Consider the following 14,444-nt stretch of genomic DNA (forward strand, 5'->3'; position numbering starts at 1 on the left):
AGGGAGGGCCTGATGGCCGTCGACGTGCACCAGCACCTCTGGACGCCCGCGTTCACCGACGCGCTCCGGCGCCGTACGGCCGCGCCGCGCCTCGACGGCTGGACCCTCCACCTGGACGGCGAGCCCCCCTACGAGGTGAATCCCGCCGACCACGACCCGGCCGCGCGCCTGGCCGCCGACCCCGGCCTCGACCTGGCGCTGGTGTCGCTGTCCAGCCCGCTCGGCGTGGAGTCGCTGCCGCCCGGGGACGCCTGGCCGATCATCGACGCGTACCACGAGGACGCCCTGGCCCTGCCCGCGCCCTTCGGCGCCTGGGCCGCGACCTGCCTGAGCGACATCGACCCCGGCGCGCTCGCCGGCGCCCTCGACCGGGGGCTGGCCGGGCTCCAGCTGCCCGCCACGGCCGTGGGGTGCGCCGCCGGCCTGGCGCGGGTCGCCCCGCTGCTCGACGTGCTCGCCGAGCGGGACCTGCCGCTCTTCGTGCACCCGGGCCCGGCCGCGCCCGCCGCACCCGGAGCCGGGCCCGGAGCACCCGCCGGGATCGCGACCGGCGCGGAGGCCCCCGCCCGGCCGGCGGCCGGCTCCGGGGTGCCCGCCGTACCCGGGTGGTGGCCGGCCGTCGTGCCGTACGTGCAGCAGATGCACGCCGCCTGGTTCGCCTTCGCCGCCTTCGGCCGTCCCCGCCATCCCGGCCTGCGCGTCTGCTTCGCGCTGCTGGCGGGCCTGGCGCCGCTCCACTCCGAGCGGCTGGCCCGCCGGGGCGGCGGCGGCCGGGGAGAGGTGGACCGCGACGTGTTCCTTGAGACCTCCTCCTACGGCCCGCGCGCCATCGACGCGATCGTGCGTGAGCTCGGCATCGACGTGGTGGTCAACGGCTCCGACCGTCCCTACGCCGAAGCCCCGGACCCCGCGCTCGGCGACGCCGCCCGGCACGCCGTCACGGTGGTCAATCCCAACCGCCTGCTGAACCGGAAGGAGCCCGGAAGATGAACCAGGTGATCACCCCGGCCCGGGAGCGGCACGCGCTCCCCGAGGGGCCGGACACGGGCGGCACGGGCTACGACAGTCTGCCCGCGCGCCCCCTCGACCGGCGCGAGCTGCGCGCCCTGGTCGAGGAGTTGGCCGCCGACCCGTCCCGGTGGGAGGGCGACGTGGACTTCCCCGCCGAGGGGGGCCGCCACTACGCCTCGCTGCACCGCGACTCGCACGTCGACGTCTGGCTGCTGTGCTGGCGGCCCGGGGACGACACCGGCTGGCACGACCACGACATCTCCTCCGGGGCCGTCCGGGTGGTGGCCGGGGCGCTGCGGGAGTCCAACCCCAGGATCGGCGGGGAGCACGTGGAGACGCTGGTCACCGCCGGGCAGTCGTTCTCGTTCGGCCCCGACCACATCCACCGGCTGAGCGGGGCGGCGGAGGGCAGCGTGTCGATCCACGCCTACTCCCCGCCGCTGTGGCGTCTCGGCCAGTACTCGATAGACGAGGGCGGGGTCATGCGCCGCGTCTCGGTCAGCTACGCCGACGAGCTGCGGCCCGTGGACCCGGCGGAGGACCTGCCGGAGGAACTGCCGGACGCGCCGGTCGGCGAGGCCGCCCTCGCCTGACGGGGCCGCCACCCCTCGGTCCGGGGCGGCCGTCCCCGGCCGGCGGGACGGCCGCCCGGAGCCCGGCGGAGCCGCCCTCGCCTAGTGGGGACCGCCGCTTCCGCCCGTCCCGCCTTTCCGGCCGCCCGCGGGGCGGGTGGCCATGACCGCGTGCTCCTCCTCCTCTTGCTCGCGGTACTCCTCGTGGCTCTCCTCCAGCGGCACCTTCTCGCCGCCGTAGGCCCGGCTCATCCTGGCGCGGAGCCTGCCGAACCGGCCGCGCAGCTCCTCGGGCGGGACTTCGCCGTCCCCGTCGCCATGGCCGTTCCCGTGGCCGTCGCCGAGTCCGGGCAGCATCGGGACCGGCGCCTTGCCGCGGATCCGGTCCTCGAGGTCCGGGGTCGGCGGGGCGTGCACCTCGATGTACTCGCCGTCGGGCAGCCGCTTGATGACGCCGGCCTCCACGCCGTGGGCGAGGACCTGGGCGTCCCTGCGCTGCAGGCCCAGGCAGATCCGGTAGGTGATGACGTACGCCAGGAACGGCCCCAGGAAGATCAGGACGCGGCCGACATAGATCAGCTCGTTCATCGAGAGATGGAAGTGCGCGGCGATCACGTCGTTGGCGGCGCTCAGCCACAGGACGCCGTAGAAGACGACCGCCGCCATGCCGATCGAGGTGCGGTGCGGGTTGTTGCGGGGCCGGTCGGCGACGTGGTGCTCGCTGCGGTCGCCGGTGACCCACTGCTCCATGAACGGGTAGAGGGCCAGGCCCAGCGTGATGAGCAGGATCGGGCCCAGTGCCGGGATCAGCACGCTCAGTGTCAGCGTGTAGCCGGCGAAGTCGACCTCCCAGCCGGGCATCAGCCGGAGCGCGCCGTCCAGGAACCCCATGTAGAAGTCGGGCTGGGTGCCGGCCGAGATGTTCGCCGGGCTGTAGGGGCCGAACAGCCAGATCGGGTTGATCTGCGCGAGGCCGCCCAGCAGCGCGACGGTCGCGAAGGTGAACATGAAGTACGCGCCCGACTTGATCATGAAGGCCGGCCAGAGCGGCGAGCCCACCACGTTCATGTTCGTGCGGCCCTTGCCCGGCATCTGGGTGTGCTTCTGCACCCACATCAGGAACAGGTGACCGGTGATCAGCGCCAGCAGCAGGGCCGGGATGAGCAGGATGTGCAGCGAGTAGAACCGGGCGATGATGTCGCTGCCCGGGAACTCCCCACCGAAGATCAGGAAGGTCATCCAGGTGCCCACGATCGGGATCATCTGGGCGATCCCCGCGGTGATCCGCAGGCCGGCGCCGGACAGCAGGTCGTCCGGCAGGGAGTAGCCGGTCAGGCCCTCGATGAGGGTGATCAGCAGCAGGGCGACGCCGATCAGCCAGTTCAGCTCGCGTGGCTTGCGGTAGGCGCCGGTGAAGAACACGCGGAGCATGTGGATCATCAGGCCGCCGATGAACAGCAGGGCGGCCCAGTGGTGGATCTGCCGCATCAGCAGGCCGCCGCGCACGTCGAAGCTGATGTCCAGCGTCGAGGAGTACGCCTCGGACATCATGACGCCCTTGAGCGGCGCGTAGGAGCCGGTGTAGGTGACCTCCTGCATGCTGGGTTTGAAGAAGAAGGTCAGGAACGTACCGGTCAGCAGCAGGATGACGAACGTGTAGAGGGCGATCTCCCCCAGAAGGAAAGACCAGTGGTCAGGAAAGATCTTCCGCATGTTCCGCCGGAGGAAGTTTCCCGCGCCCAGACGATCGTCCAGGAAACTGCTCGTGCTCGCTATGGGCTTCGGAACGGTTCCGCTGCTCACGCGTGGCCTCCGTTCTCAGGGCCCCGGCTCCGGCGCGGTCTGTCGCCCGATGGCCGGACCGGGATGTACGGCGAAGCACGCCGTCGCCGACCAGGTCCTTCCATCATCCACAGCGGGTTACAAGCGAATGTAAAGACAGAAGCCCACAAATAGGAATGAAAGCCCTGAAACTTATTCACCGGGCGGGCGGTGGCCACCGGCCGGACCATCCGCACGGCGAGCGGCGGCACGGCCTTTATCGCCCTTTTAACCTGCGCCGTTATCCTTTCGGGAGACGCGGCGACGAGCCGTCGCCCCGATGACAACGTTGTCGGCGAGGAGTTCCTGGGTGATGATCGGGCCGTGACAGACAGTGTGCGCGGGCGGCCCACCATGAAGGACGTCGCGACGGCGGCCGGGGTGGCGCTCAAGACCGTCTCCCGGGTCGTCAACGAGGAGCCGGGCGTCACCCCGGCCACCGCCCGGCGGGTCCTGGCCGCCATCGAACGGCTCGGTTACCGGCGCAACGAGAGCGCCCGGCTGCTCCGCCGGGGACGGACCGCGACCATCGGCCTGGTGATCGAGGACGTGGGCGACCCGTTCTACTCCGGGATGGGCCGCGCGGTGGAGCAGGTCGCGCTCGCGCACGGCTCGCTGATGTTCAGCGGCTCCTCCGGCGAGGACCCCCGGCGCGAGCGCGACCTCCTCCTCGCCTTCTGCGCCCGCCGGGTGGACGGGCTGGTCATCGTGCCCGCCGGTCCCGACCACGGCTATCTCCGCCCCGAGCTCGACGCGGGCGTCGCCGCCGTCTTCGCCGACCGGCCCGGCGGCCTCGACGCCGACACCGTGCTCTGCGCCAACGCCGCCGGCGCGTACGCCGGGGTGACCCACCTGCTCCGGCACGGCCACCGCCGCGTCGCGTTCCTCGGCGACGACCCGGCCATCTTCACCGCCGCCGAACGTCTCGCCGGCTACCGTCGCGCGCTCGCCGACGCGGGGCTCGGCGCCGACGCGTCGCTGGTCGCGATGGGGCCGCCGGAGCGGGCCGGGGCGGCGCTGTCGGCGATGCTCACGGGCGGCGACCCGCCCACGGCCGTGTTCACCGGCAACAGCCGGATCACCGTGGCCGTGCTGCGCGCCGGCCACCGGCCGCCCCTGGTCGCCTTCGACGACTTCGAGCTGGCCGACCTGCTGACGCCCGGCGTGACCGTGGTGGCCCAGGACCCGATGGGGCTGGGCCGTACCGCCGCGGAGTTGCTGTTCGAGCGGATCGCGGGCGGGCGGGGACCGGCCCGCCGGATCGAGCTGCCGACCCGGCTCGTCCCCCGCGGCTCCGGCGAGCTGCCGCCCGCGCCCGGTACGGCGGGCCCCGGGCGCAGGTGACCGACCCCGGCCGCCGGGCCGGAGCCGCGGCGGGGGGCGGGGGGACGAGCCGGGTTCGGAGCCGCGGGGGACGGTGACGGTCAGGCGGACCCCGGGCTCAGGTGACGGTCAGGCGGGTCCCGGGCTCAGGCGACGGCGGAGCGCGAGCGAGCAGCCGATGACCGCGAGCCCGGCCAGGGCGATCGCCAGGTGCGGGGCGGTCGCCTCGGCCACCGCGCCCGCCAGGGCGGCGGCCAGGGCCTGGCCGGTCATCACCCCCGCGCCCGCCAGGCCGAACGCCTGCCCGGCGACCGCTTCGGGCACCGCCGCCACGAACCGGCGTTGCAACCCGAGCGCGTAGGAGCCGCCGGCCATCGTGGCGAGGAGGATGAGGAGCGCGGTCGCCGCGAGCCCCGGCCGGAGGACGAAGCCGAGCAGCGGAACGCCCGCCAGGACCGCGAGCGGCAACGCCAGCCGCTCCCGGCCGGACGGGGAGGCCAGCCGCCCCACGGCGAGGTTGCCCGCCGCCAGCCCGGCCGAGGCGGCGGCGAGCGCCACGCCGGCCGTGCCGCCGAGGTAGGGGACGAGCACCGCCTCGGCCCCCGTCAGGAACGACACCGGCAGCCACTGGGCGAGCAGCAGCCCGCGCACCCGCGGGTCCGCCAGCAGCGCCCGGTTGACGCGCAGCGTCTCCCGCACGGTCCCGCCGCCCGCGCCCCGGGTCCGCGCGCCCGCCCCGCCCGCACCCGGGCCCCGGCCCCGCGCGCCGCCCCCGCCCTCGTCTTCGCCCGCGCCCCGGGCCGGTACGTCCGGCAGGCCGAGCCGGAGCAGCACGGCGGCCACGGCGGACAGTCCGGCGGTGGCGGCCAGCGCGCCCGCGGGACCGGTCACGGCCAGCACCCCGCCACCGGCCGCCAGCCCGGCGACCTGCCCGCCGGCGGCCGTCACCGACAGCACGGACCTGCCCAGCACGAACGCGTCCCCGGGCAGCAGCGCGGGCAGCAGGGCGTTGCGGGCCGCCATGAAGACCGGTGAGAACAGGCCGCCGGCCAGTACCAGCGCCAGCATCGCCCAGACGGAAAGCCCGGCGAAGGCCAGCAGCAGGCAGGTCACCGCCCGGACCAGCTCGCCGACGATCATCAGCGTGCGGGGCCGGACCCGGTCGGCCAGGGAGAGCAGGAACGTCCCGCCGACGATGTACGGCAGGAAGCCCAGCATGTAGGCCGCCGCCGACAGCCCGGGCGAACCGGTCCTCGCGTACACCAGCGCCGACAGGGCCAGCGCCTTGACCTGGTCCCCGGCGATCAGGAGTGCGAAGCTCGCGAACAGCGTCCGGAATTCGGCGACGGCGAAGAGCTCCTTGTAGGTGGCGGCCCTTTCCCGCGGGGTGATCGTCATGTCCGCCAGGGTGGGGCGTCCCGCCGCCGGGAGATAGGCTTTCGGAAATCGCCGAAAGATCGCCACCCGACCTGCCGTGCCGGGCGGCCGGGGAGACGTCATGGCCATCAGGATCGAGGTCAGCCCGGGAGACGTCGTGGCCACCAGGTTCGCCGTCTCCCCGCTCATCGTCACCAAGCTCGCCCTGTGGGTGCTGTCCGGTAAGAAGCAGGCCGGGGTGTGGCGGGCCTGGGCGGACCGGGCGCGGGAACCGTACGGGAGGCTGCTGGCCGAGCGGCCGGGGCTCGGGGCGATGGTGACGCTGTTCCGCGACCGGCGCTACAACGTCGACTTCGCCGCGCCGCCGCCGGCCGGGGTGGACACCCCGTTCGAGGTGGAGATCGCGGCGGTGCGCGCGACCTCCGCGGCCCAGGCGCACCGGGAGATCGCCAGGAACCTGGACGGCATGCCCCGGCCGCCGGCCGCCGTGCTGGACGTGCTGGCCTCACCCGACGTGGTGACGCTCTTCGCCGACGCGCTCCAGGCGCTCTGGGAGGAGATCGTCGCCCCCGCCTGGCCGCGTTTCCACGCGATCCTGGAACGCGACGTGATCCAGCGGGCCGGCCGCCTGGCGACGTACGGCTGGGCGGCGGCGCTCGCCGACCTCAGCCCCCGGGTGCGCTGGCACCCCGACGGGGTGATCGAGGTCCGGGCGGAGAGTCCGGGCGAGACCCGCCGGCTCGACGGGCGCGGCCTGCTGTTCGTGCCCTCCCCCTTCCCGTCCGGGGTGGGCTCCTACCTGGAGGACGCCTGGCCGTACGCGATCTCCTACCCGGCGCGCGGGGCCGGGATCCCGCACGAGGTGCCCGACGGCCTGACCGGGCTGATCGGCCGGACCAGGGCGCGGGTCCTGCTGGAGTTGGCCGTCCCGGCGACCACCAGCCATCTCGTCGCGCTGCTCGGCCTGGGGCTGGGCACCGTCGGCGACCATCTGGGCGCGCTGCGGCGCGCGGGCCTGGTGGCCCGGTGCCGCACCGGCCGCGCCGTGCTCTACCACCGCACGGCGCTCGGCGACGCGCTGGTCAGCCCTTCAGTGCCCCCGCCATGAGGCCCCGCATGAAGAACCGGCCCAGCAGGACGTAGACCACCATCGTGGGGATCGAGGCGAGCAGGGCCGCGGCCATCTGCTGGCTGTAGGGGACGGTCTGCGCTCCGGCGATGTTGTTGAGCATGACCGTGGTGGGCCAGCTCTGCGGCCCGGTGAGGAAGACGGCGAACAGGAAGTCGTTCCACATCGAGGTGAACTGCCAGATGACCACCACCGCGAACGCGGGCCCGGAGACCGGCAGCACCACCGACCGGTAGGTCCGCAGCATCCCGGCGCCGTCCACCCGGGCCGCCTCGATCAGCTCCTCGGGGATGGTGACGTAGTAGTTGCGGAAGATCAGCGTGCAGATCGGGATGCCGTAGACCACGTGCGCGAGCAGCAGCCCGGGGATCGCGCCGTAGAAGACCCCCTGCGCCCCGGTGACGGCCTCGGTGATCTCGTTGAGCTTCACCAGGAGCTGGACCAGGGGGATCATGACGCCCTGGTAGGGGATGAACATCCCGAACAGCAGCAGGGTGAACAGCACGTCGGCGCCGGGGAAGCGCCACCTGGCCAGCACGTAGCCGTTCATCGAGCCCAGCACCGCCGAGATCAGCGCCCCCGGTACGGCCAGCAGCACGCTGTTGACGATGCCGGGGGCGAGCTTCTCCCACGCCACCCGCCACGGCTCGAACGTCCAGACCTCGGGCAGCGCCCAGGCCCGGCTCGGGTCGGCCTCGGTGAGCGGCTTGAAGCTGGTGACCAGCAGCACGTAGATCGGGATCAGGAAGACGACGAGGAAGGCGAGCAGCAGCGCCAGGCGCACGCCGCGCGCCCACCCCGCCCGGGTGCGCGCCCGCCCGCCGTCCCGCGCGTCCCGCACCGGGGGGACCGGGGCGGCCGGGGCGGCGGGGGTGGTCGCGGCCGTCATGATCGCTTCTCCCTGCGCAGGGACCAGACGAGGTAGGGGACGACGAAGACGCTCACCGCGAGCACGATGTAGGACGCGATGGCGGCGCCCTTGGCCGGGTCGTGGGAGTCGAAGACCGCGACCCACATGGAGATCGCGGGCACGTAGGTGACGATCTGCTTGCCGGAGACCGCGACGATGAGGTCGAAGACCTTCAGCGAGATGTGCCCGAGGATGATCAGCGCGGACAGCGTCACCGGGCGCAGCAGCGGCAGCACGACGTGCCGGTACACCTGCCACTCGGCGCAGCCGTCCACCCGGGCGGCCTCGCGCAGCTCCTCGGGGACGCCCCGGAAACCCGCCAGGAACAGTGCCATGACATATCCGGATATCTGCCAGATGGCGGGGATGGCCATGGCGGCCATCCCCCAGTCCTGGTCACGGAACCATCCCCACTGCAGGGCGTCCAGTCCCAGCCCGTCGAACAGCCGGTTCAGCCCGACGGCCCGCTCGTCCCGCGCGGAGTTCATCAGCCAGCGCCAGACCACCCCGGTCGCCACGAACGACACCGCCATCGGGAACAGGTAGACCGCCCGGAAGGTGCCCTCTCCCCTGATCCCCTTCTCCATGAGGAACGCCAGCAGCCAGCCCAGCGCCAGCGCCCCGAGCACGAAGACGGCGGTGAAGACGATCGCGTGGTGGACCGAGATCACCCACGGCTTCTGGCTCCACAGCGAGAAGAAGTTGTCCAGGCCGACGAAGAACCCCTCGGACACCTCGTCGTGCCTGTCGGTCATGGCCAGCCGGAAGTTCCAGCCGAGCATGCCGTACACGAAGACCCCGATGGCGACGAGCGACGGCATGACCAGCAGCAGGCCGGGCAGCCACCTGCGCACCCGCGTCATCCGGCACCTCCCGCGCCCCTCGACGGCGGCTTCCCGACGGTCATCGGCGGCTTCCCGGCGGTCACTGGCCGGAGTTCTTGGCCGCCTCGGCCAGGGAGGACTGCAGGGCGGCCACGTCCTTGTCCTCGTGGAACAGGCCGACCGCCTCGTTGATCGCGGTCCGCCAGGCGTCGTTGACCACCACGCCGTGCTGGATGGACCCGGCGAGCTTGTTGCTCCCCCAGTCCTTCAGCGCGTCGGCGAGGTAGTCGGTGTAGAGGGAGGTGTCGGCGTCCTTACGGGCCGGGATGGAGCCCTTCTTGGGGTTGAAGGCGTCCTGGCCCTCCTTGCTCGCGGCCACCTTCAGCCAGGCCACCGCACCGTCGCGGTTCGGCGCGCCCTTGGGGAGGGTGAAGCTGTCCGACAGCCACATGAACGTGCCGGCCGTTCCGGGCGAGGGCGCCCAGTCGAAGTCGGTCTTGGACTTCTTGCCCAGGCCGCCGTCCGGCGGGTTGTGGAAGTAGCCGTAGGCCCAGTCGCCCATGACGGTGAACGCGGCCTGGCCGTCGGCCACCTGCTTGGCGGCGGGCTGCCAGTCGTCGGCCGGGTCCCCGGCGTAGGACAGGACGGTCTTGAAGTCGTTGAGCGCCTTGGTCATGGCCGGGCCCGACCAGTCGGCGTTCGCGGTCCACAGGGCGTTGTAGGCGTCGGTGCCGAGCGAGCCGAGCAGCACGCTCTCCAGCAGGTGGACCATCGTCCACTCCGAGCCGATCGCCAGCGGCACCTTGCCCGCCTTCTTGACCTTGTCCAGGGCGGTGACGAACTCCGGGATCGTCTTCGGCACCTCGGCGACCCCCGCCTCCTTGAGCACGCCGGGGTTGAACCACATGACGTTGGAGCGGTGGATGTTCACCGGGACGGAGTAGATGTCGCCCCGCACGCTGATCTGGTCGATGAGCTGCTGCGGGAAGACCTCCTTGAGCTTGAGCTCGTCGTAGAGGAAGTTGACCGGCTCCAGCTGCCCCGCCTTGATGTACCCCTGCAACTCGGCGCCGGCGTGGCCCTGGAAGGTGTCCGGCGGGTCCCCGGCCTGCAGCTTGGTGGTCAGCAGAGCGCGCGCCTTGTCGCCGGACCCGCCCGCCACGGCCGCGTCGAAGAACTCCAGACCGGCGTTGTTCTTCTGGAAGATCTCCCGCATGGCCTTCAGGCCGTCGGCCTCGCCGGGGCCGGTCCACCAGGAGAAGACCTCGACCTTCTTCTCTCCTCCGCCGCCCTGCGTGCCCTGCGCCGCGCCGCCGCCGTCACCGCCGCAGGCGGTCAGGGTGAGCAGGCCCGCCACGGTGGCCGCGACGGCCGCCATCAATCGTCGTCGCACAGTTTCCTGTCCCTTCGGAATCAATCCGACAGAATCACCGAGAGATATGACAACGTTGTCAGCAAGGCAATCAACCCCACCGGATCGCGTCAAGGCATGCGCGCACAACCCGCGGATAACGTCTGTGCATCCCCGCCCCGGAAAAGGGTGTGGGGGCCCCGCCCCGCCGCGGGACCCCCACCAGGCGCGCCTCAGAGGCCGCGCCGCCCGCCTGTGCCATCGGCGGGCCGCGCGCTCACCCCTGGACGCGCTGGATCGCGCCGTCGGGCAGCGCCATCACGGTGACGCCGAAGTCGTGGATGGTCGCCGCCAGTTCCCCGGAGGAGAGGCCGGGGGCCACCACGACCAGCGCGCCGCGCATGAGCGCCAGGCCGATCAGCGTGGTCGTGGCCAGGACGCAGGTCAGGGACCACGTCACCAGCAGAACGTCTGACTTCTCCAGGACCGCGAGCCGGTCGAGGACGTGCATCCGGCCGATGAGGTCCTCGTGGGTGAAGACCCCGGCGTCCTGGGTCAGCAGGGCGGGCTGGACCGACGGGTCGAGCAGCGGCAGCGGCCCGGGTTCCAGCAGCAGCAGGTCGGCGAAGTCGACGGTGTCCCGCGCCTGGCCGAACGTGATCACCTGCCGGACCCTGGACGCCTCGGCCGCCCGCAGCGACGCCTCCGCCAGCTCGGGGGTCGTGATGAGCAGCCGGGCGTCCCACCGGGCCAGCAGCGTGCCGACCTCCCCGCCTCCGGGGGCGACGGGGGCGGCCACGCCTCCCGCCGCGATGACGGTGTGCACCGCGAGGGTCTGCGCGGCGGCGTCGCCGACGTGGATCCCGGCCACCTGGCGTCTGCGGGCGCCCCGCCGGACCAGGCCGGAGGCGCCCAGCGTCACCTCGCCGGCGAGGCGGCGGTAGCCGTACACGACCCCGGCGCCGAGATCGATCAGCGCGGGCCGGTCACCCCGTTCGTACGCGCGACCGAACACCGCCTCGGTGACGGTTCCCCTGATGGAGGAGGTCGGTCTCATGGCGCCGACCGTAAGGCCGGTCTGACGGTCGGGGCATCGTTCGATGTATGTAGATGAGTGTGTATTCGAGATCACCCTTTCCGAGGGGGGCGGGCCCGAGCCCTGCGCGGCTCGGACCCGCTGTCGCGTGCCCCGTGGCCCCGAAGTCCCCACCCCTCCGAGGAGACCTCGGCCGACGGGCGGGACACGCGACGCCTCCGGTGTGCCCGGCCGTGACGCCGGGGATGGTGTGGGCCCGCCGCGCTCGTGCCCCTCGCCCCGGCGGGACGATGCGGAAGGCCGGCCTCACCGGCCGGACACGAGGGAACCGTACGGCGGGCATCCGGGGCCGCGCATGCGCCGAACTGCGTATCCCGAGGTGTAGCCGTACGGCCACCGGCGCCCGCCGGGGTGTGTAGACCGGACGACGGGCGCTCCCCGGCCGCCGGAGCGCCGCGGGCGGGTCCCTCAGGCGCGGTTGTGCTCGATGACCCAGGTGGCGACCTGGGTGCGTGAGGAGAACCCCAGCTTCGCCAGGATGTTGGCCACGTGCCGGGCCGCGGTCGCCGGGCTGATCACCAGCTCGTCGGCGATGGCCTTGTTGCTCAGGCCGCGGGCCACCAGCTCGGCGATCTCCCACTCGCGGCCGGTGAGGGTGGTCAGCGGGGCGGCCACCGGGCCGCGGGCGGCCGCCGGCGGCCCGGTGGCCTGCTCGCCGTCCGGCTCGTCGTCCTGGAGGGCGTAGCGGATCGCCTGCTCCTGCGTCATCTCCTGGCCGTGCGCCCAGAGCTGGGCGACGAGGGCGTCGCCGAGGCGGGTGCGGGCGGGCTGGAGCAGCTCCTCCATCCGGGCGCCGAACCCCGACGGCAGGAAGGCGCCGCACATCGAGCCGCGGATCGCGGCGGAGGCGCCCGCCAGCCGTACGGCCCGGCGGTCGTCCTCCTCGGCCAGCGCGAGCTGCGCGAGCGTCTCGATCCGCCGGGCGACGCCGAGCCGCTGGCCGGTGCCCAGGCACAGCCGCAGGCTCTCCACCAGCCGGACGCGGGCGGTCGCCAGGTCGCCCTGGGCGAGGGCTATCCGGCCCAGCCCCGACAGGCAGGTGATCGTCTGCCAGTGCGAGGTGATGTCCTGCAGCAGGTCGAGGGCCTGCTCGTAGTAGGCGCGGGCCTCGGCCAGGTCGCTGCGCAGCCAGGCGACCTGCGCCAGGCCGATGAGCGCGACCGGCTCGGCCCAGTGGTTGTCGAGCTCGTGGGCGATGGCCAGCGCCGCCTCGAACGACCGCTGCGACTCCTTGGCGCGGCCCTCCGACAGGGCGAGGGTCCCCTCCATGGAGCGGATCACCATCTCGTGCCAGGGGTCGTCCACCTTGCGCACGGCCTCCAGCGCCTCGTCGAGACAGGCCCTGGCCGCCTCCGGCCGCCGCTGGTAGATGGCCACCCAGGCCAGGATGGCGAGCGCCCCGCTCAGCGGCCCGTGCAGGCCCGTCGTCCGGCACAGCTCGGCGGCGGCGGCGCAGGCGACCTGCGCGGTGTCGGGGTCGCCCTGGCCGAAGGCCACCTGGCCGCGCAGCGCGAGGGCGTCGCCGCGCACCCGCGGGGACAGCAGCGCGGGCTCGGTCTCCAGCAGGCGGTCCAGCCACTCGTCGGCGGGGGTGAACCGGCCGCCGGCGATGGTCGGCCAGCGCAGCAGCACCAGCAGGCGCAGCGCGCTCTCGGGGTCACCGGTGTCGGCCGACCAGCGCACCGCCGCCCAGATGTTGGACTGCAGCTCGTCCAGCAGGACCAGTTGCGGGCAGATCTCCTCCCACGTGGGGCGGGGGTGGCGGACGATCAGCCGGTGGACCCGGTCGGCGATGCCGACCATGTGGTCGCGGTGCCGCTGCCGCAGCGGGCCCTCCTCGCCGGAGGCGTCGAGCTGCTCGGCGGCGTACTGGCGGATCGTCTCCAGCATCCGGTAGCGCGTCTCGCCCGCGGCCGCCGCGTCGGCCAGCACCAGGGACTTGTCGACCAGGCCGCACAGCACGCTGAGGATGTCCTCGGCGCACAGCCCGTTTCCCGAACAGACCTGCTCGGCCATGTCGAGCGTCCAGCCGCCGGTGAAGACCGCGAGCCGCCGCAGCAGGATCCGCTCGGGCTCCTTGAGCTGCTGGTAGCTCCAGTCGACGGTGGCCCGGAGCGTCTGGTGCCTGGCTGGGGCGGTGCGGTCGCCGGCCGACAGCAGCCGGAAGCGGTCGCGGATGCGGGCGTGGATCTGCTCCACGGTCAGCGCCCGGCACAGGGCGGCGGCCAGCTCGATGGCGAGCGGCATCCCGTCGAGCGCCTCGCACAGACTGGCGATCTCCGCGGTGTTCTGGTCGGTCACGGCGAAGCCACGCGAGGCGGCGCCGGCCCGGTCGATGAACAGCCGTACGGCCTCGCTGCCCGCCGGGTTCTGGGCGTCCGCCCCGGGCAGCGAGAGCGGCGGCACCCGCCACACCGTCTCCCCCGCCACCCGCAGCGGCTCACGGCTGGTGGTGAGCACCCGCACCTCGGGGCAGACGGTGAGCACCATGCGGCAGAACCGGGCGCACTCCTCGATGAGGGACTCGCAGTTGTCGACGATGAGCAGCAGCCGCCGGTCGGCGAGGGCGTCGATCAGCGTCTCGGCCAGCGGGCGCGACGGTTCGGCGCCGACGCCGAGCGCGGCGGCCACCCGGGGCACGATCTGGTCGCCGGGCACCGCCTCGGCCAGCTCCACCAGCCACACGCCCCCCGGGAAACCGTCGGCCACCTGGGTGGCCACCCGGACCGCCAGCCTGCTCTTGCCGATGCCGCCCGCCCCGCACAGCGTCACCACCCGGGCGACGCCGAGCAGATGGGTGAGCTCCTCCACGTCGGCCTCGCGGCCGATGAAGGCGTTGGGTTCGAGGGGCAGGTTGCCCGCGGTGAGGGAGGAGTGCGCGGTGTCCTGTGTCATCGGCTCTTGGTCGCGGTGTCCTGGTCTCGGCGGTCGGTGGCATCCGGTGGTGCGTCGCGGGGCGGCCGTCACAGAAAGTGTGACACCAATTACCGTGCCGTGCCCAGGCTTAACACCATTTCGGATCTCCGGATC

11 protein-coding genes are annotated in these 14,444 nt (G+C 73.2%); 4 read left to right on the forward strand and 7 right to left on the reverse strand.

Annotation, left to right across the window (positions count from 1 at the left end; genetic code table 11):
* Positions 1–12 precede the first annotated feature (12 nt).
* Together HDA43_RS22030 and HDA43_RS22035 are read left to right on the forward strand one after the other, a co-directional pair.
* On the forward strand, positions 13–990 hold the full coding sequence (locus HDA43_RS22030) for an amidohydrolase family protein (RefSeq protein WP_179824708.1): 978 nt from the start codon (positions 13–15) through the stop codon (positions 988–990).
* Positions 987–1,604: a cysteine dioxygenase gene (locus HDA43_RS22035; RefSeq protein WP_179824710.1), complete on the forward strand. Its 618-nt coding sequence runs from the start codon at positions 987–989 to the stop codon at positions 1,602–1,604. The genes HDA43_RS22030 and HDA43_RS22035 overlap by 4 nt, the downstream gene beginning before the upstream one ends.
* Positions 1,605–1,685: 81 nt before the next feature.
* Here the strand turns inward: HDA43_RS22035 and qcrB are convergent, their stop codons facing one another.
* Complete coding sequence (gene qcrB / locus HDA43_RS22040) at positions 1,686–3,386, reverse strand: cytochrome bc1 complex cytochrome b subunit (RefSeq protein WP_376770518.1); 1,701 nt, start codon at positions 3,384–3,386, stop codon at positions 1,686–1,688.
* A gap of 342 nt (positions 3,387–3,728) precedes the next feature.
* Here qcrB and HDA43_RS22045 point away from each other — a divergent pair, with 342 nt between their 5' ends.
* Complete coding sequence (locus HDA43_RS22045) at positions 3,729–4,748, forward strand: LacI family DNA-binding transcriptional regulator (protein WP_376770519.1); 1,020 nt, start codon at positions 3,729–3,731, stop codon at positions 4,746–4,748.
* Between the two features lie 108 nt (positions 4,749–4,856).
* Here the strand turns inward: HDA43_RS22045 and HDA43_RS36055 are convergent, their stop codons facing one another.
* Positions 4,857–6,125, reverse strand: coding sequence for an MFS transporter (locus tag HDA43_RS36055; protein ID WP_179824714.1), 1,269 nt, complete (start codon positions 6,123–6,125; stop codon positions 4,857–4,859).
* A 100-nt stretch (positions 6,126–6,225) separates the two neighbouring features.
* On the opposite strand from HDA43_RS36055, the gene HDA43_RS22055 reads away from it, so the two are divergent.
* Positions 6,226–7,212 (forward strand): helix-turn-helix domain-containing protein, encoded by a 987-nt coding sequence (locus HDA43_RS22055; RefSeq protein WP_218912360.1) that lies wholly within the window; start codon positions 6,226–6,228, stop codon positions 7,210–7,212.
* Here the strand turns inward: HDA43_RS22055 and HDA43_RS22060 are convergent.
* The 5 genes from HDA43_RS22060 to HDA43_RS22080 form a co-directional block, all read right to left on the reverse strand.
* On the reverse strand, positions 7,187–8,122 hold the full coding sequence (locus tag HDA43_RS22060) for a carbohydrate ABC transporter permease (RefSeq protein ID WP_246424482.1): 936 nt from the start codon (positions 8,120–8,122) through the stop codon (positions 7,187–7,189). The two genes, HDA43_RS22055 and HDA43_RS22060, sit on opposite strands and share 26 nt — an antisense overlap.
* Positions 8,119–9,006, reverse strand: coding sequence for a carbohydrate ABC transporter permease (locus tag HDA43_RS22065; protein WP_179824716.1), 888 nt, complete (start codon positions 9,004–9,006; stop codon positions 8,119–8,121). The genes HDA43_RS22060 and HDA43_RS22065 overlap by 4 nt, the downstream gene beginning before the upstream one ends.
* Positions 9,007–9,067: 61 nt before the next feature.
* The gene (locus HDA43_RS22070; protein WP_179824718.1) at positions 9,068–10,360 is read right to left on the reverse strand and encodes an ABC transporter substrate-binding protein; all 1,293 of its coding nucleotides are present in this window, start codon (positions 10,358–10,360) and stop codon (positions 9,068–9,070) included.
* A gap of 235 nt (positions 10,361–10,595) precedes the next feature.
* The gene (locus tag HDA43_RS22075) at positions 10,596–11,375 is read right to left on the reverse strand and encodes an AMP-binding protein (protein WP_179824720.1); all 780 of its coding nucleotides are present in this window, start codon (positions 11,373–11,375) and stop codon (positions 10,596–10,598) included.
* 447 nt (positions 11,376–11,822) lie between these two features.
* Positions 11,823–14,309, reverse strand: coding sequence for an ATP-binding protein (locus HDA43_RS22080; protein WP_179824721.1), 2,487 nt, complete (start codon positions 14,307–14,309; stop codon positions 11,823–11,825).
* Positions 14,310–14,444: the final 135 nt, after the last annotated feature.

This window comes from Streptosporangium sandarakinum (assembly GCF_013409935.1).
Classification (GTDB): domain Bacteria; phylum Actinomycetota; class Actinomycetes; order Streptosporangiales; family Streptosporangiaceae; genus Streptosporangium; species Streptosporangium nondiastaticum.

Excerpts from the sequence above, each read along its gene's own strand:
- HDA43_RS22030 (WP_179824708.1), top strand. The coding sequence starts at position 13 with ATGGCCGTCGACGTGCACCAGCACCTCTGGACGCCCGCGTTCACCGAC.
- HDA43_RS22035 (WP_179824710.1), top strand. The coding sequence starts at position 987 with ATGAACCAGGTGATCACCCCGGCCCGGGAGCGGCACGCGCTCCCCGAG.
- HDA43_RS36055 (WP_179824714.1), bottom strand. The coding sequence starts at position 6,125 with ATGACGATCACCCCGCGGGAAAGGGCCGCCACCTACAAGGAGCTCTTC.
- HDA43_RS22055 (WP_218912360.1), top strand. The coding sequence starts at position 6,226 with ATGGCCATCAGGATCGAGGTCAGCCCGGGAGACGTCGTGGCCACCAGG.
- HDA43_RS22060 (WP_246424482.1), bottom strand. The coding sequence starts at position 8,122 with ATGACGGCCGCGACCACCCCCGCCGCCCCGGCCGCCCCGGTCCCCCCG.
- HDA43_RS22065 (WP_179824716.1), bottom strand. The coding sequence starts at position 9,006 with ATGACGCGGGTGCGCAGGTGGCTGCCCGGCCTGCTGCTGGTCATGCCG.
- HDA43_RS22075 (WP_179824720.1), bottom strand. The coding sequence starts at position 11,375 with ATGAGACCGACCTCCTCCATCAGGGGAACCGTCACCGAGGCGGTGTTC.
- HDA43_RS22080 (WP_179824721.1), bottom strand. The coding sequence starts at position 14,309 with ATGACACAGGACACCGCGCACTCCTCCCTCACCGCGGGCAACCTGCCC.